The following is a 23487-nucleotide window of genomic DNA, read 5'->3' as shown; positions in this document are numbered from 1 at the left end:
TCCCCTCCCGGCCGCCGCCGACGTTCAGCCGACCAGCGGCCGCTGCAGCATCTTCTCGTAAATTTCAATATATTTGCTGGCCGTCACATCGTGATTGAAGCGCCCTTTGGCCTCTTCCATCACCCGGGCGATCTGCGGCTCTTTCACCGCCTTCGGCAGCGCGGCGAATTTCATCGCCTCGCCGACCGCCCAGTAAAGCGCCGGGGCATCGTAGTCCTTGAACACGAATCCGTTGCCGCGATTCGCCGCCACATCGATCATCTCCACCGTATCGTGCAGCCCGCCGGTATCGTGGACCACCGGCAGGGAACCGTACAACTGGCTGGCCATCTGCGGCAAACCGCACGGCTCAAACAGCGACGGCATCAGCATGAAATCGCTCGCCGCGAATCCCAGGTGCGACAATCCCTCGTCGAAGTCACAGACCGACACCTGATCGTACAACGAATGAAGCGCGACGATCTGGCGGAAATATTTCTGGAAACTGCCGTTCGCGACAATGGCGATCTGAAGGTTCGGAAAATCATGCGTCAATTTGTAAAGGATATCGGTCAACAACTGGCATCCTTTTTGAATCGGGTCCAGCCGGGACGGCCAGAAAAACAACGGAGCATCCGGATCGACCCGCAAACCGGTCTTCAACTGAAACGCCGTCTTGTTGCTCCGCTTGGCTTCGTAGTGATCGGCCGGGCCGTACTTGACCTCCAGATCGCCGTCGCTCTCCGGCTGATACGACTCGTCCGGCGCATTGAGAATGCCGACGGCGCAGCCGGCCGCCGCTTTGTTGGCGATCTCCCGCTGGATATCGGCCGGAATGAACGAATGGCGGTTGTCGACGACTTCCTGCAGGAAGGTCGGGCTGACCGTGTTGATGTAATGCGCCGCGAAAATACCGCTGGCCAACTGGTCCACCCGGTTGTTCGAACGGGATTCCTCGTAATTGTACGGCTGCCGCTCGAAAAACAGATACTTCCAGAATTCGGCCGCGTCAATACCGCGATCCTCAATCGCCGCCATCGACACCAGCTTCGTATGGATGTTGTGCACCGTAAAGAGGCAGGGAATGCCCAGCCGGCGGGCGAAGGCCGGCACCAGTCCGGTCATCCAATCGTTGCAATGGATGAGATCGGGCTGCACCAACGGAATGATGTTGTTGATCACCTCCCGCTCAAAAGCCAATGCCGTCAGGACGCTGTCCGTATCGTAATTGCTGTAGACCGAATCGCGATAATAAAAAATCCGATCTTCTGCCAGATGAATCCGGTTGTTGGACAAATTGCCGGTGTAAACCCGCAACTCGCTGCTGATCAGCCGCCCGACATCGACATGGAACATCCGCCGGTAATGCGGCAGCGCCACATGAATGTCGGCGCCCTGCCGGAACAGTGCCGACACCAGCGACGCCGACACGTCCGCCAGGCCGCCGGCCTTGGCCTGCAGCTTGTTGGACATATTGCCCATGCCCTCCGGCAAATAGGTGATTTCCGGAGTGACGATCAAAATTCTCGGATTTTTCTTTTTTGCTTTCATCGCTCAAAACCTTCTCAAATTCTCATCATGCCCCCGCCTTCCGCCGCCGGGCAGACGCCCGGCGGCGAACGGGCATACCGTCACTTGGCCCAGCACATAAATCCCGGCACACTGTTGACCCAATAACTGCTGACCGGCGTAATTCTGGCCGTCATTGCGAAACGGCCCGACGACGGACAACGCAATTCGTATTCGTAACGATAGCGGCCTTCGCCGAGATCTTCGGCCGGTTTCATCGCCGCACAGGCGCTCTTGATGATCTCGTTGTGCGCGTTGACCTGCCCGTAATAAACCTGCACGGCCAGCTCTTCCGGCTTCATCTCGGCCAGATACGCCTCGGTGGAGATCTTGAAGACATCGCCGACGTGAGCGATACCGGGACTGCGGACAATCGTCGGTTCGGCCACCCACAGCTTCTCGAAGTTGGCAATCAAACGCGCCTTCTGCTCCACCAGCTTGTGCGCTTCCTGCGCATCGTCCGCCATCAGATGATCGAACGCCTCGATCGCCGGCCGGTAGAACATCTCGTCGTACTGCGTCACCATCCGGCGGCTGGAGAACTTGCCCAGCGCCATCGCGATCGATCCTTTCATCAGCCGCAGCCAGCGGATCGGCAAATCGCCCTGCGGCCGGTCGTAGAAGCACGGAATGATCTCATTTTCCAGCAGGTCGAACAACACCTGCGATTCGTAGTTGTCGGTGTCTTCCGGATCTTCGTAATTCTCGTTGCCGACGATCGCCCAGCCGCAATCCGGCCGGTAGGCTTCATCCCACCAGCCGTCGAGAATGCTGCAGTTGATCACGCCGTTGACCGCCGCCTTCATGCCGGAAGTCCCGCTAGCCTCCTGCGGACGGCGCGGCGTATTCAGCCAGACGTCGACGCCCTGCACCAGCCGGCGCGCCAGGCCGATGTCGTAATCTTCGATGAACAGCAGCCGGTTGGAAACGTTGTGCTGCCGGGCGAACTGGATCAACTGCTGGATCAGCCGCTTGCCTTCCTCGTCGGCCGGATGCGCCTTGCCGGCAAAGATGAACTGCACCGGCCGGCTCTGGTCGGTCAGCAGCGCGACCAGCCGCTCCGGATCGCGCAGCAGCAGGGTGCCGCGCTTGTAAGTCGCAAAACGCCGGGCGAAACCGATCGTCAGCACATCCGGGTCCAGCACATTCTTGGCATGCACCATCGGGCAGCCGGCCGTCGGCAGGCAGCGCAATGAATTCTGCAGCAGATGGCGCAGTTTGCGGATCAGCGACTGGCGGCATAATTCGTGCGCCATCCAGAGTTCTTCGTCCGGAATCGCATAAATGGCCTCCTTCATCTGCTTCTCGTCGGCATTGGAACGCCAATCCGGACGCAGATAACGGTCGTAAAGCAGCCATTTGCGCTGCGACACCCACGACTGGATGTGAACGCCGTTGGTGATGTGTTTGATCGGAATTTCGTCGATCGCCCGGCCCGGCCACAGATGTTTCCACATATTGCGCGCCACCTCGCCGTGCAGCCGGCTGACGCCGTTGCTGTAATTGGCCAGCCGCAAGCCGAGCACCGTCATCGACATCTCGTTGCTGCGGTTGCGGTCGTTGATCGGAATCCCCCAATTGATCATCCGCTGCACATCGATGCGCGCCTCGCCGCACAGCGGCTCCAGATAAGGCCGCGCCAGCCCGAGGTCGAACACCTCATTGCCGGCCGGCACCGGCGTATGGGTCGTAAAGATATTGGAGCGCCAGACCACTTCCAGCGCCGTATCCGGATCCAGATTGTAATGTTCGACCATATGTTTGATCCGGGCCAGCGACAAAAAGGCGGCGTGGCCTTCATTCATATGACAGATCGCCGGCTCATATCCCATCGCCACCAGCGCGTTGAACCCGCCGATGCCGAGCAGCAATTCCTGCTGCAGCCGCATCCGTTTGTCGCCGCCGTAAAGCCGCCAGGTCAATTCGCGGAATTCCGGCGGATTCTGCGGAATTTCGGCGTCCAGCAGCACCAGCGGCACATTGCCGACCTGCAACACCCAGACCGCCGCAAACAGATCGCGATCCAGCAGGCGGACGGAGATGACAACCTCGTTGCCCTCCTTGTCGCGAGCGCGGGTGATCGGCATATTGTGCAATTCATTTTCCGGATAACGCTCGATCTGCCAGCCGTTGCGGTCCAGATACTGCCGGAAATACCCCTGGCGGTACAACAGCCCGACGCCGATCAGCGGCAGGTTCAGATCGGAGGCGGCCTTCAAATGGTCGCCGGCCAGGATACCGAGTCCGCCGGAATAGAGCCGCAGACTCTCATGAATGCCGAATTCCATCGAAAAATAAGCGATCCGCCGATCGGTCATTTCCCGGCTGCCGGCCAACTGACGGTTGAATTCCGCCTCGACAATGCCGAGCTGCCGCAGGAAATTTTCATCTTTGCACAGCTCGTCCAGCCGGCTCTGCGGAACTTCGCCCAGAAATTGCCGGGCATTGCCGCCGACGGCTTCCCACAAAGCCGGATTGATCCGGATGAACAGCTCAATCGCCAACGGATGCCAGCACCACCACATATTGAACGACAACTCTTCGAGAAAACGCAACTCATCCGGCATCCGCGGCGCAACATTGAATAATTGAATATTACTCATCTACGATACCACCCTCCAAAACTGATTCCAGTTGTCCGCCGCGGCAGAAAAATTCCCCGGCGGAGAAGAAAGAACGCCGCACTGGTGCCGCGGCGTCCTTCATTGTTATTCGACGATCAGGAGACTGTTCAAAGTACCCAGATCATTCGGCGAGAAATTCGGATTCTGGGCATCGACGCACCAGACCCCGTCAATGACGAATTTGTATTCATACTGGCCCGGCTTCAACATCAAGGCGCCGCGATAGACGCCGTCATTGTTCCTGTCCGCCAGTATTTTCGCTTCCGGATCCCAGTCATTGAACGATCCGGCCACACTGACCACTTTTCCCGGGCCGGCATCGATGACAAAATTCACCCGACGCTTTTTCGGCTCCGCCCCGTCCGCACAAGTATTTTTCTTAGTCATTTTAACCATTTGACCGCTCCTCGTTACTTTTGGGTTAACATTAAAAAAACAACAATTTTCTCCCATTACCATCTTCTTATTATACAGTATAGGGAAACGGAAGAAAATCCAGCAAATTATTTCCTGTTTCTGTTAAAATACCGTTTTTTTAATTACTTTTCAGTCGCTTTTCACGGCGGCGGCCACCTTTTCAGCCGAAAACGTAACCCCGTCGAGCAATTTCAAAACCCGGAAAAATTCCGTCACCCCCCAGGCCTGCGCCGTACAACCGCCCCGCCGGTGCGGCCAATCGCCGTCGAGCACTTCCGGCACCTGACCCGGCGTACCGCTTTCGAACAGCAGCTTGCTCGAAAGCAGCAGCGCCCGCGCCCGCTCCCGGACCGGCTCCCCGCCGACCAGCAGCAGCCCTTCGGCATATGACGGGAACGGCCACGTCCAGCCGGTTCCGTTGTGGTAGGCGACCTTGCGCGAAGTATCTTCCGAACCGCGGTAATAACCGCAGTAGGGATGCACCGGGTCATTGAGCAGCGTGCCGTAACGGTAAACCGGCAGCGGATAACTCACCGGCCGGTCGGACAGGCTGCGGATGCCGCCCGGCAGCAGCAGCTCTTCGGCGCTGCGCAGAATCGCCAACCGGCTGTCACGGTCTTTCACCAGGCCCAACGTCAAGGCGAAGAGCTGGTTGGGACGCACCGCATCGTCCGCCACCGCGTGCGCCGCCGGCAGAAAAGCGTCGGCATGCCGGCAGTCGGCAAAGCGGCCGAGATCCGCCCGGAAAAACAGCGACTGGAAATTCTCCCGCACCTGAACCATCAGCGGCCGGTATTCCGGCCGGTAGCGGCCGATCAAGCGCAGAGCGGCATGCCACAGCGCCTGAATTTCGATCGGATAGCCCTGGCGCGGCGAACCGGCCGGATGGTTGGTATCCATCCAGGTAAAATGGGCCGGACTGAAAATCAGGGCGCTCTCCGGGTCCATTTTGATGCCGTTGGCGGTGCCGCGCCGATAATTATCGACGATCGACACCAGAATTTCCAGCAACGACCGGCCGGCGCCGCAATCTTCTCCGAGGATGGCGCCGTCCGGGTCCCAGGCATTCAAATAATCCTCCAGGGCCGTAAAAAGCCATAACGGCGCGTCGCTGGTGTTGCGGTTGGAGTCGTCGTTGCCCCGGATCATATTCGGGATGGTGCCGCCTTTTTCGAATTTGGCGAACTGCTTGATGATCGCCGCCGATTCCTTTTGAAATCCGGCAGCGATCAAACCGCGCAGACAGATCAGCGTATCCCTGCCCCAGTCCAGGAACCACGGATAACCGGCGATCACCGTCGCAAACTGATCGCGTTTGACGACGAAACGCCGCAACGCCTGCTGCGCCGTCGCCTCCGGCGACAGGGTACTCGGCAGGATTTTGTGTTCCGGCCAGCGGTATTCCGCCGGAAAGGCCTGCGTGCCGATCTCGGCGCGCAGGGAGCACGGTTCGCCGCCGGACAGCTTGACGGAGAAATAGCCCGGGCTGAACAAGTCGGTATGGTGCTCCAGCCCGTAATATTCCTCCAGCGGCAGGTTGACCATATACTGCCACTCCGCCTCCGGCCGGAACGATCCGTTGCCGGTCAGAATCAACCGCAGTTTTCGCGCCGGGTCCGGTGAAAATTCGAAACCATCCGGCCGCACCGACACGGAAGCCGGATAACGGCTCTCCGCCCCGGCAAACGCCTTGGTCACCTGGTGATTGATGCGGTCCTCCAACTGCGGCCGTAAAATCAGTTTCACCGGAATTTCATCCGCCAGTTGTTCATCGTCCGGCATGCCGCCGGTCAGCCGGATAAACGCCAATTCCATCGCGTCGCCGTCAAGCGCCATCTGCAGCACAATGCGCAATCTGACCGTCTGCCCCTGCCCGACCGGCACGCTGAAATCCCAGCGAGCTTTGTTGTCGCTGCCGGCAGTGAAACTATTCAGGCAATTGCGGTCCAGCTCCTGCGAGTAATCGTTCAGCACCAGCCAGGCCCGGCAGCGGGTGAACATCACATGCCGGTCGGCCGGATAATCCGGGTTGCAGTTGCCGGCCAGCAACGCGTCATATTTGCTGTAAAGCGCCCCCCACTCGGCCGGCGCCTGGCTCATGCCGCCGACCTGATTCGAAGCCAGCGCGTAAAAAGGTTCCCGGCCGATTTCCCGTTCGGTATACCGCATCCGGATGCTGACCCGTTCCGGCGGCGGCAGCAGCAGCAACGGCCCGGCATGATGTTCGACCCCTTTGTTGACGAAAGTGGCCAAGCGGACTTCGCACTGGGCCGGAACGTCGGAAAGCAATTCCGGCAAAGCCAGATAGAGCACCTGTTCGCCGGACGCCGTCGGCAGGCAGGCGCCGCCGGTCAACAACGTCTCGCCCCGGTAAATCTCCGCCTGGAACGGAATGGCGGACGTGAATTTCACCAGGTCGCCGGGCGGCACCATCACATTGCGTCTCTCATCGCGCCCCACCCGGTATTCGGTCACCGGCGGCAGCTCCAGGCCGCTCAACCGGCGCAGCAGCGCCCGGTGGTCCCGGAAAAACTCTTCCGCCAGTTGCTCCGGCAGCGCCGGATCGGTAAAATCGTCATATCCATGAAAATGGCAGTGCAGGCGCAGCGCCGCCGCCTTCAAACGCTGGCGCCGCACCCGCGCCGGCTCGCCGCGCCGCTGCGTCAGCGCCAGTTCCAGCCGGCGCAACCGTTCCGGCGAACGGGTCAGGCAAAGCGCCTGTCCCGGCATCAGCGACAATTCCGCCTCCTCCTGCCGGCGCTGCCAGTGCACCGGCCCGCCGCTCAGCAAATCGAGCGCCGTTTCCTCCGGCGCTTCGAATTCCCGGACCGGCCAGGCGACCGGCGTACTCTTTTCACAATCCAGATTGATTAAAATCAACACTTTATCATCGCCGTCGCCGCGCAATGCCGCCAGCGCCGCCGTTCGGCTCCGGGTGACCAAACGAGCCGGATTGCCGGCGGCAAAAGCGGCGTGCTCCGCCAGCAGCGTCTGCAGTCGGCGCAGGCCTTTGACCTGATTAGCCGGATTCCCCCAATTCAGCGACGCGTCGCCGTGCACATCGACCTTTTCGGTGGCGAACCACTCGACGCCATTGGTAATGCCGAAACCGCCCCCCTCCGACAGCAGCGCGCACAACGCGCAGCGCATCGACGCATAGACCGGGCCGGAAACGGCCAACCGGTTGTTGTCGTGGGTCTCGGCATAATTGACCAGCAAGCCGTATTCGGCGGAACAGCGGGCGATATAGGGCTGATAATATTCGATCTGCTCCCGGGAATAATTCTGGAACAACTCCGAATAAGCCCAATTCAAATCGCTCCGGCCGAGCAGTTGCTCCTGTTTGTCGCGCGGCCCGCCCAGCCCTTCGAGCAGGAACACCGTCGCCGGAAATTCCCGGCGCACTTTGGCGACGATATAATCCCAGCTTTCGGCCGGCAGCATATAACCGGCATCGCAGCGGAAGCCGTTGACGCCGCGGCGGCACCAGAATAGAAACACTTCGGCCATGAATCGCCAGACTTCGCGCCTGCGGTAATCCAGTTTACACAAATCCTCCCAGACCACGCCCCAGGCGCCCGGGCTCTCCAGCGTTCCGTCGTCGCGCCGCACGAACCAGTCCGGGTGTTCCAGCTGCAGCCGCGACGCCCAGCCGGTATGGTTGACCGGGATATCCAGAAACAGCAGCCCGCCGCGCAGATGCACCGCATCCACCAGCTCTTCAAACTGTTCCATCGGCGTCCGCTTGCGGTCGAAATCGGCAAAGGTCGGATTGACCGAAAAATAATCCAGCGCGGCGAACGGACTGCCGAAACGCCCCATCCGGGCAAAAGTCGTCGGCACCGGATGGATCGGCAGCAACTGCACAATCCGCGAACCGAGTTCGCCGATAATCATGTCCAGCCGGCCGATCAGGTTGCGGAAAGTGCCGGCCGCCGGAATGACGGTATACTGCCGGCGGTCCAGCAACGCCATCGCCTGCTTTTCCTCTTCCGTCACCTGGCAGTCGGCCAGATTCGGCCCGAATTGCCGGATGAAAGCGGTATACAGCGTATTGGCGCAAACCGTCACTTCCGGTTCGACCTTGAAACGGAGGTTCTCGCCGGCCGGCCAATAAATGCGCTCCGAATTTTCCGGCTGGAAAAAGGCTTTGCCCTCGTAACTGCCGACCGCCAGCAGCGGCACCAGCAATTCGAAACTCCGTTCGCCGCTGCGCCGCATCGGCAGATCCTGCCAGTCCCGCCCGATGATCGCTTTGCCGTGCTCGACCTGATCGATCAGCTCCCGATAGCGGATGTCGACCATGCCGAGCGTCGTCCGAAGAAAAGCCCGGCCGGCCTGCGGAGCGTCCAGCTCCAGAACAATGCGCAACAGGTCGCCGCAATGAAATACCCGGCGCTCCGCCGCAATGTACTGTCTGAGGTTCATGCCGTCTCTCCAAATTTCCAGAAAGCAAAACCGCCGCATTTTTGCGGCGGTCAGAGATTCATTATTTTATCACCGGACATTTTTCCGCGATATATTCTACCGCATTGCGGAAGAACGCCACTCCGTCGCCTTCCGCCGGCATTCGTCCGAAGAGCTTGTCACGCGTCCAACTCGGCGAATTGTAAGGCGACAAAAACGCTTCCGGATGCGGCATCAGCCCGAAAATCCGGCCGCTCTCGTCGCAGATGCCGGCGATCGCATTCAGCGAACCGTTCGGATTGGCCGGAAATTCCCCGGCGATGCTGCCGTCGCAATTGGCGTAGCGCAACGCCACCAGATTTTTCGCTTCGATCTCTTCCAGCGTCGCCGCCTCGGCGACGAATTTCCCCTCGCCGTGCCGTATCGGCAGCCGGACCAGGTCCATATTGCGGGTGAAAACACACGGCGATTTGGCGTTGGCCTTCAAGTAACACCAGTCATCGCGGAACAAGCCGCTGTCGTTGTGCGCCAGCGCCGCCTGCTGGACGAAATACTCTCCGCGTAGCGCCGGCACCACCCCCAGCCGGGACAACATCTGGAACCCGTTGCAAATACCGATGATCAGTTTTCGGTCGGCGACGAACGTCTCCAACTGATCGCGCAGTTTGAATTTCACCCGGTTGGCGAACACCGTGCCGGCGCCCAGATGGTCGCCGAAAGCGAAGCCGCCGATGAATGCCAGAATCTGGAATTCGTCCAGACGGCGCCGACCGGAAATCAGGTCGTTCAAATGCACTTTTTCCGCCGTCGCGCCGCAATGCTCGAAAGCGGCCGCCGTCTCTTTTTCACAATTCAAACCGAATCCGGTGATGACCAGAACTCTGACCTCTTTTTTATCCATAAAACCAACCGATCCCATTCTGAGATTTGACGCGCCCGGCGCACTCTTGCAACACCTGTTCCGCCGGAAATGATTTCCAACGCTCCCACTCCCTATAAAATACAGCCGGAGCGGCGGTTTTGCAAATTGCCGGCGAGGGTATTTTCAGTCGGTTCCGAAGCCGAGGGAAGAATCCGCCGCCGGCAGGCGGACCAGGCCGGCGTTTCCAAAACCGCTGCCAGAAAAAAATCGGCACTCCGGTCCGAAACCGGAGCGCCGCCGCCGGGACCGGCCGGCGTTAAAGCAATTTCGCCGCCAGCGCCGCCAGCGGACTGCGTTCGCTGCGCTTCAGCGTGACGTGGCCGTAGAGCGGATTGCCTTTGAATCGTTCGACCAGATAACTCAATCCATTGCTGGAAGCGTCCAGGTAGGGGTTGTCGATCTGCTCGGGGTCGCCGGTCAGAACGATTTTGGTCCCTTCGCCGGCCCGGCTGATGATCGTCTTGCCCTCATGCGGCGTCAGGTTCTGCGCTTCGTCGACGATGACGAACTGCCGCGGAATGCTCCGGCCGCGGATATAGGTCAACGCCTCCAATTCCAATCGATTGGTGTTCAACAAATTTTCCACCCGGCTCCCGCCGCTCGAAGCACTGCGGGCATTGCGCCGCGGCGAACCGCTGGACATCAGCAGATCCAGATTGTCGAAAATCGGCTGCATCCAGTTGTTCAATTTTTCCGCCTTGTCGCCCGGCAGGTAACCGATGTCGTTGCCCAACGGGATGATCGGCCGGGAAACCAGAATTTTCTCATAGCGGTTTTCATGCAGCGTGCTTTCCAGCGCCGCCGCCAACGCCAGCAGCGTCTTGCCGGTACCGGCCGTACCGACCAGCGAGACCAGAACGATCTCCGGCTCCAGCAGCAACTCGAAGGCCATCCGCTGCTCCTTGTTGCGCGCGCCGATGCTCCAGACCCGCCAATCCGGTTTGGCCGGCACCAGTTGCAGCCGGCCGGCGGCCGTATTGCGCGCCAGAGCGATGCCGCGCTGGCTGCCGTCGTTCGGTTTGAGGACGGCAAACTCGTTCGGCAGCAATTTGAATTCTTCGCTGGGCACATCGCTGTTTTTATTCAACTGTTCGATCAGCATCGGCGAAACGTCGAACTCCTTGAACCCGCAGTACAAATCGTCGTACCGCACCTTCTCGCGCTCATAATCCATCACCTTCAAACCGAGCGCATCGGCTTTCAGGCGCAAATTGATGTCCTTGCTGATGAAGATCACTTCCCGGCCGGAGCGGGACATGTCCAGCGCCACCGCCAGGATCCGGTTATCCGGCGAAAAACGGTTTTCGCCGATAAAAAACTGCATCAGCCGCGGGTCCTGCAGCGCGTCGCCGGCCGCCGCGATCGAAAGCTTGCCGGTCGCCTGGGAATGAAGGTTCGCCAGCGACACCCCTTCGGCCAGGCTGCCGAACTCCCGCAGCGCGTCGAGCCGCCGGATTACCTGACGGGCGTTGCGGCCGAGTTCATCCTGGCTCTTCTTGAATTTGTCCAATTCCTCCAGCACCGCCATCGGGATGACCACATCGTTGTCCTGAAAAGATTCAATGCTGCCGGCACTGTGCAACAATACATTGGTATCCAGTACGAAAATCTTGATCATGATTTTTCACCTCCGGGTTTTACCATTGATCCGTCGTTCTGACAACAAAGGATATCACAATTTCAACTCAAAAGCAAGGCGATTCCGCCGATGAACAGCAAAAAACCTCCGGCCGCAACAATATTTTGCGATTCATTGACGTTTGTTGTTTGTCAGAAGGCGGATCGGCCATTTAATTCGGACATTCTAATTTTATGGAAAAATAAAATATTTCCCCCGTTATTTGAGTTGCGCCGATTGAATTTTTCGATTCGGCCAGTACTTTAATAAATAATACTTTTTCGATTCGTTTGAACAGTACGGAGCCAAACATGAGATTGAATTTTTTGCCAGTCGCCTCAGCCTTGACGCTGGGAACGGTTCTCAGCGGTTGCTACACTTACCAGCCGCCGCCGGCCGCCACCGAAGGGCTGACCTTTTCCAAGCGCGTCAACCAGGAAGGTGACGAAGCATTGCGGAAACTCGATGTCCTGACGCTGGATGACGCCATCAAAATTGCAGTCATCAATAATCCGAGTTATATTTCCGCCTACCACGCCGTCAACGCGGCCAGGATGCGTTACTATCAGGCCTGGGGCGCCTATTCGCCGACGATCACCTCGTCGTTCAGCATCGGCCAGACCCAGACCAACCGCAACAATCTGGTCAACAGCAACGGCACCAACTCCAATACGACGAACACCAGCACCGGCGTCACCGCCAGCTGGGTGGTTTTCGACGGTCTGGCCCGCGATATGGAAATCCTGGCGGCGGAACACAGCTTCGATTACCAGAGCCAGTTGCGCGACGACGTCCGGCGTAAATTGATCCTGGCGGTCGCCTACGCCTACGACGAAATCCTGCTGGCGGTCGAAAACAAACGCATCGCCGTCGCCGATATGGAATTCCAGCAGAAGAACCTCAAGGAAACCCAGTTGAAGTACCAGGCCGGCGCCGTGCCGTTGAGCGATGTGCTGAACTTCCAGATCAAAGTCAACGACGCGACCAGCAATCAGATCTCCGCCGATTACCAATATGAAATCGCCTTGTACGCGCTGGCCGTCCTGATGGGCTATCCGGAAGGAACGCTGCCGGCCAACATCAAGTTCCCGGCCATCGATACGACCATCCAGGACACGCTGACCAGCGTGGAAGTATACCTGGACACCGCGCTGCACAACCGTCCGGACCTGGCCGCCTACCGGGAACAGCTGGAAATCGCCAAGTACAATATGTACCGCAGCTACAGTTCGTTCTCGCCGGTCGCTTCGGTCCATGCGAGTTTCGGATACGATACCGCGCTGACCAAATACCCCGGCCCGCAGAGCGCCGGCACCTTCAGTTCGGAAAGTTATAACCACACCTACGGGGAAACCGGCAGGTTCGATTACGGCGGTTCGGTCGAATGGACCGTATTCAACGGCCTGCAGCGCTACAATACGATGCGCGAAGCGCAGGCCCAGGTGGCGGCGGCCGAATTCACCGTCACCGAGAACTGGTTGAACGTCGTCAATGAAGTTCGCGGCGCCTATGCCAACTATGTCCAGAACGTCAAACAGGCGAAACTGTATGAAATGACCCTCGGGCTGGTCGTCAAGCAGCGGGACCTGGTCGAAGAGGAATACCGGGCCGGCAACACCGAGCTGACCCGTCTGAATGAGGCCCAGCTCAATCTGGTGGAAGCCGAAACCCAGCTGGTCAGCGCGCTGGTCAATGTGCTGAAAGCGCAAGCCAACCTCGATTCTGTTACCAACACCAATTTCGTCGGCGTCGATGACCAGAGCAAGTTCATGACGCTGGCGGCGGCCAAGGAAGAGGCCAACGCCGGAGAATCGCAGATCCTGGCGCCGAACACCGCGGTTTCTCAGCCGGCGGCGGCGCCGGGCAAAACGGATGCGACCAAATAAATCGATATCCGGTTTTTGCTTTTCAAGTTCAATACGGTACGGTTGATTTGCAATTTCAACCGTACCGTATTACTATATAGGATAAGAACAGAATGACCGTCGGCCCGCGGCAGGAACCTTTTGAAACGCGCACGGTCGACACTCCGGCTCTCCGGAACAATCCGGCCGGAGTCAGGTCTGAACAATAGAGGAACGGCATGTTTTTTAAAACCAAAAAAGTTTATACCGTGGAAACGCTGGGCGCCGAAGTGCTGCGCCGGAAATCGGAGCCGATCGCCAAAGTCGACGACGAAATCCGCGCGCTGGCCGCCTGGATGATCGAAGTATTGGATAAATTCGAAGGCATCGGCCTGGCGGCGCCGCAGATCGGCGTCAACAAGCGGCTGGTCGTTTTCCATCTGAGCATGGAATCGATGGACGAAGCGCCATCGCCCGGGGAACTGCTGCTGCTGCCGCGCATGCCGCTGGCGGTCGTCAACCCGGAAATCGTCTCCTGCGGCAAAGCGACCGGCGTCTGCGATGAAGGCTGTCTGTCGATTCCGGATATTTTCGCCCCGGTGGAACGGCCGCTGAATTGCCGGTTCAAAGCACAAACGCTGGACGGCGACACCATCGACGTCGAATGCGGCGGCATGCTGGCGCGCTGCATCCAGCACGAACTGGATCATCTGGACGGCGTTCTTTACATCGACCATTTGAAGCCGGCAGACCGCGCCGAAATCGAAAAATCACTGGCCCGGTTGGAAAAATTCGGACAAAAACATGATTTTATCCGCAAAATCAGGGCATAACCGATGAAGGGATTTTTTGCGACGGTTCTGGCAGTCTGTCAAGGGACGGCCATCTTTCCGGAATTGATTCAGCGGCCGTTGCGGCGTGCCCTCGGGCATCTGCTGCTGCTGGCCTTTCTGGCCGCCATCGTGATCGTCGGCTGCCACTACCGGACGATCAGTGACGACCTGGCAGTCAGCGCGCCGATCCTGGAAAAGACTTTCGGCGCGGTCCAGAGCCGCGGCCTGTTCAATTTCACGCCGACGCTGGCCCCTGACCAGGGGCGCGGCGTCTCGCTGCCAACCTCCCTGCCGCTGGCAGTGTACTACCTGCCGGATGTCGAAACGCTAAAAGAGATGCCGCAATTCAATCCGGACAACCTGGCCAACGGCATCCTCTGGCTGCCGCAATTCATTCTGTTCTGGCATCATCCGCCCGATAGCGACAGCTATAATTTCTGGACAGTCTCGCTGACTCCGGCGGAGCTGTTGAACCTGTTGCAGTCGATGGTGCGGCAGGCCGATTTCCAAAGTTCCGGCGCTCCCCTGCAGCGTACCTGGCCGGAATTGGCCGCCAGTTTGAAAGCCGGGCTGCTGCTGCTCTATTTCGCCGTCCAGTTTCTCAGCATCGTCCTGCTGGCCTTGCTCTCCATCGGGCTGTTCGCGCTGGTTTTTGTCCTGACCGGCGGCCGGCGGACGCGTTCCATTCAAACCAAGGAACTGATCATTCTCGGTATTTACGCCGGCTTCCCGGCCATTCTGGTCGGGACGGTTTTCCTGGCGCTGGATCTCTGGCTGCTGGACTATACGACCATCTACATGTTCGGAATGGCGATCTATCTGTTGTTTGCGATGACCTGCATCGAACGTTCCCGGTTGCCGCGCCAGCCGCAATTGCCGGACCACAATGACGACTTTGATTTTTAAACAAGCGGAAGACGATGACGGAAAAAACAAAAATCGATCCGGATGATTTCCTGCGGATACCGGTCTGGTATCCCTCGCTGGCCAGCCATACGTTTCTGACCTCCTTTGTCAAATTGTCGCCGGAAGCGATCCAGGCGCTGCAAAAGGGCCTGCTCAAGGGCCCGGTGGTGCAGGATGTCATCGAACAACTCAGGCCGGTGATGGCCGCCATCCCCGGCAATGCGTTCGTCGGCGTCGACGTCTGCGCGCCGACCGATACCGAACGTTTCTACGGCAAGCGCGGCGCGGTTTTCTCCCCGGAGAGCGCCTGGAAATATCTGGCGCTCAGCCGCAAGGTGCAACTGGCCGCCGCAATGGGCAGGGTGGAATATATTTTCGCCAGGCCGTTCCGGCGCATGTCCAAACCGCGTGAATTCCGGCTGTTTCTCATCGACGGCAAACTCAACTCGATGAGCCAGTACCATCTGATCCGGCACTTCAAGCGGCTGGAAGGGGTCAAGCAGCAGTACTGGAAGGCGGCCAAAAAATTCATCAAAAAAATCGCCTGGCTGCTGCCGCCGGGGCGGCTGGTCATGGATATCTATTTCACCTCGGACGGCCAGATTCTGATCATCGACCTCAATAAATGGGGAGAATGCGATCCGTTGATGCTGCGCCGCTGGGACCGCGATTGGAATACCGAAACGGGCATCGTGCTGATGCCGCCGCCGACCCGCATCTCCGGGGACGTCAACGTCTCGTTTTAACCGGACAATCGGGCCGCCGCTGCGGCTTTACCGCTTCTGCCGCAGCAAAGCCGCCATTCGTTCCGCCAGTTGCTCCGGTATCAAGCCAGCCTCGCGGCGCAAGGCGGCAGCGGCGCCGTAGCCGACGGCTGGTGCCGCCCAGCCGAAGTGTTCGACCATGCCGTGCGGTTCGTTCAACAGCGTCTCCGCCACCGCCGAAGCCAGCCCGCCAACCAGCCGATGATCTTCCAGCGTGAAAACCGCCTGCCGGGCCGCCTGCTCTTTCAACCGCGCGGCATCGAACGGCAGCAGGAAACGGACGTTGACCACGCCGCAATCCAGTTGATACTTTTCCGCCAGAATTTCGGCGCAGCGCAGCGCCCGGTCCACTTCCGCGCCCAACGCCCAGATGACGCCGTCTTCCCCGGCGCGCACCACTTCCGCCCGGCCGTTCTCCAACGGCGTCGGCAAGGGTTCCAACGGCCGGAAATCCCGGCCGCTGCCGCCGCGCGGGTAGCGGATCAACACCGGCGCCTTCCAGTCATACGCCCAGAACAACATCGCGTACAACTCATTTTCATCCCGCGGCGCCAGAATGGTCAAGTTCGGCAGCGTTCGGAAAAAGGACAGGTCGTAAATCCCATGATGCGTCGGCCCGTCCTCGACGATTCCGGCCCGGTCCAACGCGAAAATCACCGGCAGATTCTGCAAACAGACGTCATGGTAAACGCAATCCAGCGCCCGCTGCATGAAGGTCGCATAAATCGCCACCACCGGCCGCAGGCCGCTGCAGGCCTGGCCGGCGGCAAACACCACGGCATGTTCTTCGGCGATGCCGACGTCGAAGAAGCGTTTCGGGAAACGTTCGGCAAAGCCGCCCATCCCGGTGCCGCCCGCCATCGCCGCGGTAATGCCGACGACATCGTCATGCCGCGCCGCCAGCGCTTCCAGAGCGGCGCCGAACGCTTTGGAAAAAGTCAGCTTGCCGTTGGACCGCAGCCGCCCGGTCGCCAGATCGAACGGACCGACGCCATGGAATTTGTCCGGCGCCTGTTCCGCCGGGATATAGCCGTGCCCTTTGCGGGTGATCACATGAATCAGCAGCGGCTGATTGTACTCCTTGATTCCGTGCAGCGTATGCAGCAGCCGCGGCAGCGAATGTCCGTCGATCGGCCCGATGTAGCGAAATCCCAACCCGTCGAAAACACCACCCGGCAGGATGAGACTCTTCAGTTTCTCCTCGAAACGCTGGATGCACCGGTACGCCTTGTGGCCGGGCAGCGCCCGATGCAGGAAATCCCGCAGCGCCGTGCGCAGGCGGTTATAAACGCGCCCGCTGATCAGGCAGTTCAGGTAATTGCGCATCGACCCGATGTTTTCCGAAATCGACATCTTGTTGTCATTCAAAATGACGATCAACCGGCCGGAACCGTTGGCCGCATTGTTCAATGCTTCCATCGAGATGCCGCAACTCAAAGCGCCGTCGCCGACCACGGCGATCGCCTTGCCGGGCACCCCCTGCCGGTCGAGCGCCGTCGCCATCCCCTGTGCGGCGGAAATCGCCGTCCCGGCATGGCCGGCACCGAAATCATCGAACGGCGATTCCCGGCGCGACTGAAACCCGCAGCAGCCGCCGTAACAACGCAGGGAACGGAACTGCTCCCGGCGGCCGGTCAGAATCTTGTGCACATAAGACTGGTGGCCGACATCCCAGAGAATTTTATCTTCCGGCGTATTGAAAACATAATGAAGCGCAATGGTCAGCTCGACGACGCCGAGGTTGGAGGAGAGATGACCGCCGTTGGCGGAAATCACCTCCAAAAGCAGCCGGCGGATTTCCGCCGCCAGGCGCGGCAATTCGGCCGGAGCGAGACGGCGCAGATCGGCCGGTGAATCGATCCGATTCAGCAAACTATCCGATTCCGGCATAAATTTCCCAGATTCCCCTGAACTTGTTTCCATCAAAACGTAAACGGTATAAAATAGCGTTTTTACGCCATTTTTCAATGACCAATCCTGCCGGCGCAACCGCTTTGAGGGTGGATTTATCGAAAAAAACCGACCGGACGGCTGTTTTTTGCATTTTGAACTGTATAGTATGGACAGCGTTGGATATGGTTGTATCTTGAGGTAACAAATGAAACAGGTGTTTTTTTGTCTGGGACTCCTGCTGCTGAGCGGCGGTTGTATGTTTGCGCCCCACCGGGAAACGATGTACTATGACCTGGCTTTGGCGGAAGTGCCGGAAAAATTGAACGATGCCCCGAGCATCAACGTGCTGGAATTCGACAACAATTCCGGCGGCAGCCAGAAAATGCTGGCGCGGCTGGATCAATACCGCATTCTGGAAGATCCCTTCAACAAATGGGTACAGTCGCCGGGCGAACTGTTGTCCCGCCATCTCGGCCGGCAGTTCAATACCTTCGGCGATCAACCGGGTTATCTGGTAACCGGCGTCGTCGAAGTGTTCGAGGTCAATCTGGACCGCCAGGAATTCGTGCTCGGCGGCAAATACCAGATCATCAGGAACACTTCACCGGGCGGCCATTTCCTGCGTTCTTTCATGATCAGTGAAAAATACGAGGAGGCCGTTCCGGCCGCCTTTGCCGCCGCTGCTTCGCGCTGTGCCGCCGCTCTGGCCCGGCAGGTCAATGAAGATATCGTCCAGAATCGCTGGCAGGAGCCCGCCGATGCTGTTCCGCGTTAGTTCCTGTCTGCAGTGGTGCAAGGAAACCGGCGCCGCCGTGGAACACTGGTACGGAGAACTGATCAAGCTGTTGGGCTTTGTCGGCGAACTGACGCTGGCGCTGGGCGACGCGGTCCGTCGCCCGCACCGGATCAAATGGCGCAGCTTCGCCTTCTATCTGGACAGTTGCGGCAGCGGTGCCATGCCGATCATCGCCCTGCTGGGCACTTTGATCGGCGTCATCCTGGCCTTTCAGGCGCTGGAGCAGTTGAGCCGCTACGGGGCGGCCGGCTACGTATCCAACCTGGTCGGCACGGTGATCATCACCGAACTGGGTCCGCTGATGACCGCGGTGGTATTGGCCGGACGCTCCGGTTCGGCGTTCGCCGCCGAACTCGGCTCGATGAAAGTCCGCGAGGAGATCGATGCGCTGACTACGATGGGTTTGCCGACCGGCCGTTTCCTGCTGGTGCCGAAAGTGCTGGCGCTGCTGGTCGCCCTGCCGGGCCTGAACATTCTGGCCTGCGTCTGCGGCGTTTTCGGCGGCATGCTGGTCATCATCGCGCAAGTGAACATTTCAGCCATCGAATATTACTATAAAGTCACCGAAGTGGTGCGGGTCGCCGACCTGGCGCAGGGGTTGTTGAAAAGTGTCATTTTCGGTTTGATCGTCGCGGCGGTCGGCTGCATGAAAGGGCTGGAAGCGCCACGGGACGCCCAGGGCGTCGGCCGGGCCGCCACATCGGCGATCGTCATGGCGATTTTTCTGATCATTGTCGTCGATGCGATCATCACGGCGATATTCAGCATGTAAAACAGACAGAGGACTGCAAATTATGAACAGTGCAAACAAAATAACGCTCGGAGCTTTCGTCATCGTTTCCATCACGCTGATCATCGGTGCGTTTCTGGCGGTCGGAGTCGGCAAAATGTTCGAATCGACCTACCAGGCCATGACGGTGATGAATACTTCGGTCGAAGGTCTGACCGTCGGTTCGGCGGTGAAATTCATGGGCGTGCCGGTCGGCCGGGTCACCCGGATCGCGATGCGCAACGTCGACGGCTACATTGATGTTTACTTCGATATTTTCGCGTCCTCGATCGATATCATCAACGACGGCAAGCCGGCCTCCGCCCAGCCGGCCAACCTGATCGAAGTCATGCGCCGGAAACAACTGGCCTGCTTTCTCAACGCTTCCGGCATCATGAGCAGCGCCCATTTGGAATTGACGATGAACGATTCGGAACAACTGGCATTGCCGAACTTGAGGGTTACCGAACCCAACGGTGTACTGTATATTCCGTCGCGCACCTCGCATGTGACCAACGTCATTCAGAATATCAGCATCATGCTCGATGAATTGACCAAAGTCGACGTCGTCAAATTGACCGACAAACTGAACAATACCCTGGACAATGCCAATGAGGTCTTCGCCAACAAAGATTTGAAAGAGATGATCATCCGGCTGAACCGGGTATCGCAGGACGTCGAACAATGCGCCCGCAATCTGCAACTGGCTTTCGCCGAGGAAAATGTCCAGAAAATCATCAACGCCATCAATTACCTGGAAGAAAGCCTCGGCAAATTCCACGACGCGTTTCCGAAGGAGCGCGTCGACGCCCTGGCGATCAATTTGAACGATTTCATGCAGGAATCCACCCAATTTCTGCAGCAGACCAACGAAGGGCGCGATGTTCTGGTCAAGGATATCGGCGAATTGAAAATCCGGGCGATGCTGTCGCTGACCCGGTTCGATAACGCCATGCGCGATCTGATGCAGTTCCTGAACCAACTGGAGGACGACCCGAATCAATTCATCCGCGGCCGCCAGGTGACTCCGGTTTTCGGCAGCAGCCAGCCCGGCGATAAAAAATAGAAACGTTCAGCGGCGCCAACAGCCTTGCTCCCGGCCGGAAAAAGCCCATGAATTGAGCAGGAGCCTCCTGTCTTCATCGGGGCAACCTGGCGCTCAAGTGAACCATAGGTCCGATTATAAGGACAGTAATTGCCATTCATCGCGGGTGATGCTTCGACAAGACACCATTTGAAAAGGGAACGCACATGCCGGAATTATTGAAAAACAGATATCATTATGAGTCTCTTCACGAGCTGGCGTCGAATATTAAAGCCGTATATCATTCGTTTCAGGTCCGTGATTTCGTCAACGACATCATGGACGAAAACTGGGATGAGCTGGAGCTGAAGGCCCGTATGCGGCAAATTACCGTAAATTTAGGAAGGCATTTGCCAGCCGATTACGAACAGGCGCTCGGCATCCTTGATAAGGTCGTAGCGGGTTATCCTGCCGGGTTTAACGACTTTGCGTTGATGTACTTTCCGGATTTTGTCGAAGTTTATGGGCAGGATGAACGCCATTGGGATTTGTCAATCGCCGCGTTAGAAAGGTACACCTCCTCCTCATCTTCCGAGTTTGCGGTAAGGCCATTTATCATAAACCATGAGGAACGCATGATGTCGCAGATGGCCGCCTGGGCCAGGCACGACAATGAACATGTCCGACGGCTTGCCAGCGAAGGGTGCCGGCCCCGGCTGCCTTGGGGACAGGCATTGGCCGGCTTCAAAAAAGATCCGTCGCCGGTGCTTGACATTTTAGACCAACTGAAAGCCGACCCGTCGCCGTATGTCCGTAAAAGCGTGGCCAACAACCTGAACGATATTTCCAAAAACCATCCTGGTCTGGTTGCCCAAATCGCCAGGAACTGGTACGGTAAAAACAAGCATACGGATTGGATTGTAAGGCACGGGTGCAGGACACTTCTAAAAAAAGGCAACAGGGAAGTGCTGGACATCTTTGGATTCGCCGATGCCGGTTGGGTGAAGGTTGACGGCTTCGCGCTGGGCGCCGCGTCTGTTTCGATTGGAGAGAATATGACCTTTTCCTTTAAGGTTGAGGCAGAAAAAGCAACCAAGACACGGCTGGAATACGGCATCGATTATGTGAAGGCGAACGGCAGGCGGAATCGAAAAATATTCCAAATATCCGAGCTTTCCCTAAAGAAAAATGGGAATAAGTCCTACAGCAAAACCCATTCCTTTGCAGATGCAAGTACAAGAAAGCATTACCCCGGCCTCCATTCGATTACGCTTATTGTGAACGGCGCCGAGCGGGGGACGCTGGATTTTGAGGTATTCGCCGACTAATCTGCGGGAATGACCGAATCCCTGTCGGCCGCTTATCGGTCGAAAACTCCTCTACGTGTTGTCATTCATAATGTCGAAACCAAAAGACCCCCTTATGCATGCCGGGTGCGACCGTAATGTAAAAGGGGGTAAGATAAAGATCCGGCGTCGTGCTACTCTCCCACACTCGTATGTGCAGTACCATCGCCGCAGAAGCCCTTAACTACCGTGTTCGGGAAGGGAACGTGTGTTTCAACTTCGCTATGGGCGCCGGAATAAAAAATCAATTTAAGAAGAGTCTGAATGAAGCGAGCAACTCATATAAACAACTGAGTCTTGCAACTTTTTCGGCATAGCTCCCCTTTTTTTGAAGAGGGAAACGATGAAGAAAAAGGTGGTTAAGCCTCACGGCTGATTAGTACTGCTAAGCTGAACTCATTGCTGAGCTTACACCTGCAGCCTATCGAGGTTGTAGTCTTCAACCTGCCTTCAGTCTAAAAGAAGGGATATCTTGTCTTCGGGCGGGCTTGGCGCTTAGATGCTTTCAGCGCTTATCCGTTCCCAACATAGCTACCCGACAGTGCCGCTGACGCGACAATCGGAACACCAGAGGTTAGTCATTCCCGGTCCTCTCGTACTAAGGAATGCTCCCGTCAAATATCCTGCGCCTGCGGAGGATAAGGACCGAACTGTCTTACGACGTTCTGAACCCAACTCGCGTACCACTTTAATCGGCGAACAGCCGAACCCTTGGGACCTTCTACAGCCCCAGGATGTGATGAGTCGACATCGAGGTGCCAAACAGCGGCGTCGCTATGGACGCTTGGCCGCTATCAGCCTGTTATCCCCAGAGTACCTTTTATCCGTTAAGCAACGACGATTCCACATTCCATCGCTGGATCACTAGGCCCTGCTTTCGCAACTGTTCGACCTGTCGGTCTTACAGTAAAGCACACTTCTACCCTTACGCTCTGCACACGATTGCCAACCGTGTTGAGTGTACCTTCGGGCTCCTCCGTTATGATTTAGGAGGAAACCGCCCCAGTCAAACTGACCCTCTGACACTGTTCCCTGACCGGCTTCACGGTTCGGGGTTAGATATTCAATTACAACAGGGTGGTATTTCACCTGTGGCTCCACCGGTACTGGCGTAGCGGCTTCACAGCCTCCCACCTATGCTACACAATCATAACCAAATACCAATATCAGATTACAGTAAAGGTTCATGGGGTCTTTCCGTCCTTCCGCAGGTATCCGGCATTTTCACCGGAATTACAACTTCGCCGAGATCCACGTTGAGACAGTGCTGGCATCGTTACACGATTCGTGCAGGTCGGAACTTACCCGACAAGGAATTTCGCTACCTTAGGACCGTTATAGTTACGGCCGACATTCACCAGGGCTTCAGTTTGAAGCTTCGCTTGCGCTAACCTCTCCCCTTGACCTTTTGGCATTGGTCACGTGTCACTCCCTATACATCCTCTTACGAGTTAGCAGAGAGCTGTGTTTTTGTTAAACAGTCGCACCAGCCTCTTTGTTGCAACCGTCGCAGGCTTGGGGAGCAAGTCCCTACACCATGACGGCACCCCTTATTCCGAAGTTACGGGGTCAATTTGCCGAGTTCCTTAACGTGGTTTCTCTCGCGCACCTTAGGCTTCTCGCCTCACCTACCTGTGTCGGTTTACGGTACGGATACCTGATCATCAAACGCTTAGAAGTTTTTCTCGTCAGCGTAGCATCGATAAATTCGTCGAAACTTGCGTTCCAACTACCTTACACCTCTGGGGCATATGTGATACGCATTTGACTGTATCA

Annotated in this window: 15 protein-coding genes and 2 rRNA genes (1 of these 17 cut by a window edge); 8 read left to right on the top strand and 9 right to left on the bottom strand. The window is 57.8% G+C overall.

Annotation, left to right across the window (positions count from 1 at the left end):
• Positions 1-24 precede the first annotated feature (24 nt).
• From HWX74_RS11175 to HWX74_RS11150, 6 genes are all read right to left on the bottom strand, one after another.
• Positions 25-1530: a glycogen synthase gene (locus HWX74_RS11175; protein ID WP_176013613.1), complete on the bottom strand. Its 1506-nt coding sequence runs from the start codon at positions 1528-1530 to the stop codon at positions 25-27.
• 80 nt (positions 1531-1610) lie between these two features.
• Positions 1611-4151, bottom strand: a complete 2541-nt coding sequence (gene glgP / locus HWX74_RS11170) for an alpha-glucan family phosphorylase (RefSeq protein WP_176013612.1) — start codon at positions 4149-4151, stop codon at positions 1611-1613.
• A gap of 105 nt (positions 4152-4256) precedes the next feature.
• Entirely contained in the window at positions 4257-4568 is a 312-nt protein-coding gene (locus tag HWX74_RS11165) for a glycogen-binding domain-containing protein (protein WP_176013611.1), read from the bottom strand.
• A gap of 150 nt (positions 4569-4718) precedes the next feature.
• On the bottom strand, positions 4719-9017 hold the full coding sequence (locus HWX74_RS11160; RefSeq protein WP_176013610.1) for an amylo-alpha-1,6-glucosidase: 4299 nt from the start codon (positions 9015-9017) through the stop codon (positions 4719-4721).
• A gap of 61 nt (positions 9018-9078) precedes the next feature.
• Entirely contained in the window at positions 9079-9897 is an 819-nt protein-coding gene (locus HWX74_RS11155; RefSeq protein ID WP_176013609.1) for a phosphoribosylformylglycinamidine synthase subunit PurQ, read from the bottom strand.
• Positions 9898-10174: 277 nt separating this feature from the next.
• Entirely contained in the window at positions 10175-11536 is a 1362-nt protein-coding gene (locus HWX74_RS11150; protein WP_176013608.1) for a PhoH family protein, read from the bottom strand.
• Positions 11537-11847: 311 nt separating this feature from the next.
• Here HWX74_RS11150 and HWX74_RS11145 point away from each other — a divergent pair, with 311 nt between their 5' ends.
• The 4 genes from HWX74_RS11145 (at position 11848) to HWX74_RS11130 (ending at position 15865) form a co-directional block, all read left to right on the top strand.
• Positions 11848-13422: a TolC family protein gene (locus tag HWX74_RS11145; protein ID WP_176013607.1), complete on the top strand. Its 1575-nt coding sequence runs from the start codon at positions 11848-11850 to the stop codon at positions 13420-13422.
• A gap of 197 nt (positions 13423-13619) precedes the next feature.
• Entirely contained in the window at positions 13620-14213 is a 594-nt protein-coding gene (gene def, locus HWX74_RS11140; RefSeq protein WP_176013606.1) for a peptide deformylase, read from the top strand.
• Between the two features lie 3 nt (positions 14214-14216).
• Positions 14217-15119, top strand: coding sequence for a hypothetical protein (locus HWX74_RS11135; RefSeq protein ID WP_176013605.1), 903 nt, complete (start codon positions 14217-14219; stop codon positions 15117-15119).
• A 14-nt stretch (positions 15120-15133) separates the two neighbouring features.
• Positions 15134-15865: a hypothetical protein gene (locus tag HWX74_RS11130; protein WP_176013604.1), complete on the top strand. Its 732-nt coding sequence runs from the start codon at positions 15134-15136 to the stop codon at positions 15863-15865.
• Between the two features lie 27 nt (positions 15866-15892).
• On the opposite strand, the gene dxs is transcribed toward HWX74_RS11130, so the two are convergent.
• A complete protein-coding gene (dxs, locus tag HWX74_RS11125; protein WP_176013603.1) occupies positions 15893-17773 on the bottom strand; it encodes a 1-deoxy-D-xylulose-5-phosphate synthase in 1881 nt (626 codons plus the stop codon).
• A 208-nt stretch (positions 17774-17981) separates the two neighbouring features.
• On the opposite strand from dxs, the gene HWX74_RS11120 reads away from it, so the two are divergent.
• The 4 genes from HWX74_RS11120 to HWX74_RS11105 all read left to right on the top strand — a co-directional run bounded on the left by HWX74_RS11120 (position 17982) and on the right by HWX74_RS11105 (position 21693).
• On the top strand, positions 17982-18551 hold the full coding sequence (locus HWX74_RS11120; protein WP_176013602.1) for a hypothetical protein: 570 nt from the start codon (positions 17982-17984) through the stop codon (positions 18549-18551).
• Positions 18535-19344 carry an ABC transporter permease gene (locus tag HWX74_RS11115; protein ID WP_176013601.1) on the top strand — a complete coding sequence of 270 codons (810 nt, stop codon included), beginning with the start codon at positions 18535-18537 and terminating at the stop codon, positions 19342-19344. Before HWX74_RS11120 ends, HWX74_RS11115 begins: the two co-directional genes overlap by 17 nt.
• A gap of 22 nt (positions 19345-19366) precedes the next feature.
• Positions 19367-20407: an MlaD family protein gene (locus HWX74_RS11110; protein ID WP_176013600.1), complete on the top strand. Its 1041-nt coding sequence runs from the start codon at positions 19367-19369 to the stop codon at positions 20405-20407.
• A gap of 185 nt (positions 20408-20592) precedes the next feature.
• A complete protein-coding gene (locus HWX74_RS11105) occupies positions 20593-21693 on the top strand; it encodes a DNA alkylation repair protein (protein ID WP_176013599.1) in 1101 nt (366 codons plus the stop codon).
• Positions 21694-21832: 139 nt separating this feature from the next.
• Here the strand turns inward: HWX74_RS11105 and rrf are convergent.
• A 5S ribosomal RNA gene (gene rrf, locus HWX74_RS11100) occupies positions 21833-21947 on the bottom strand.
• A 119-nt stretch (positions 21948-22066) separates the two neighbouring features.
• Positions 22067-23487 (bottom strand): 23S ribosomal RNA (locus tag HWX74_RS11095) (it continues 1507 nt past the right edge of the window).

This window comes from Victivallis sp. Marseille-Q1083, from assembly GCF_903645315.1.
GTDB lineage: Bacteria > Verrucomicrobiota > Lentisphaeria > Victivallales > Victivallaceae > UMGS1518.
This window is presented reverse-complemented; position numbering and strand designations above follow the sequence as displayed.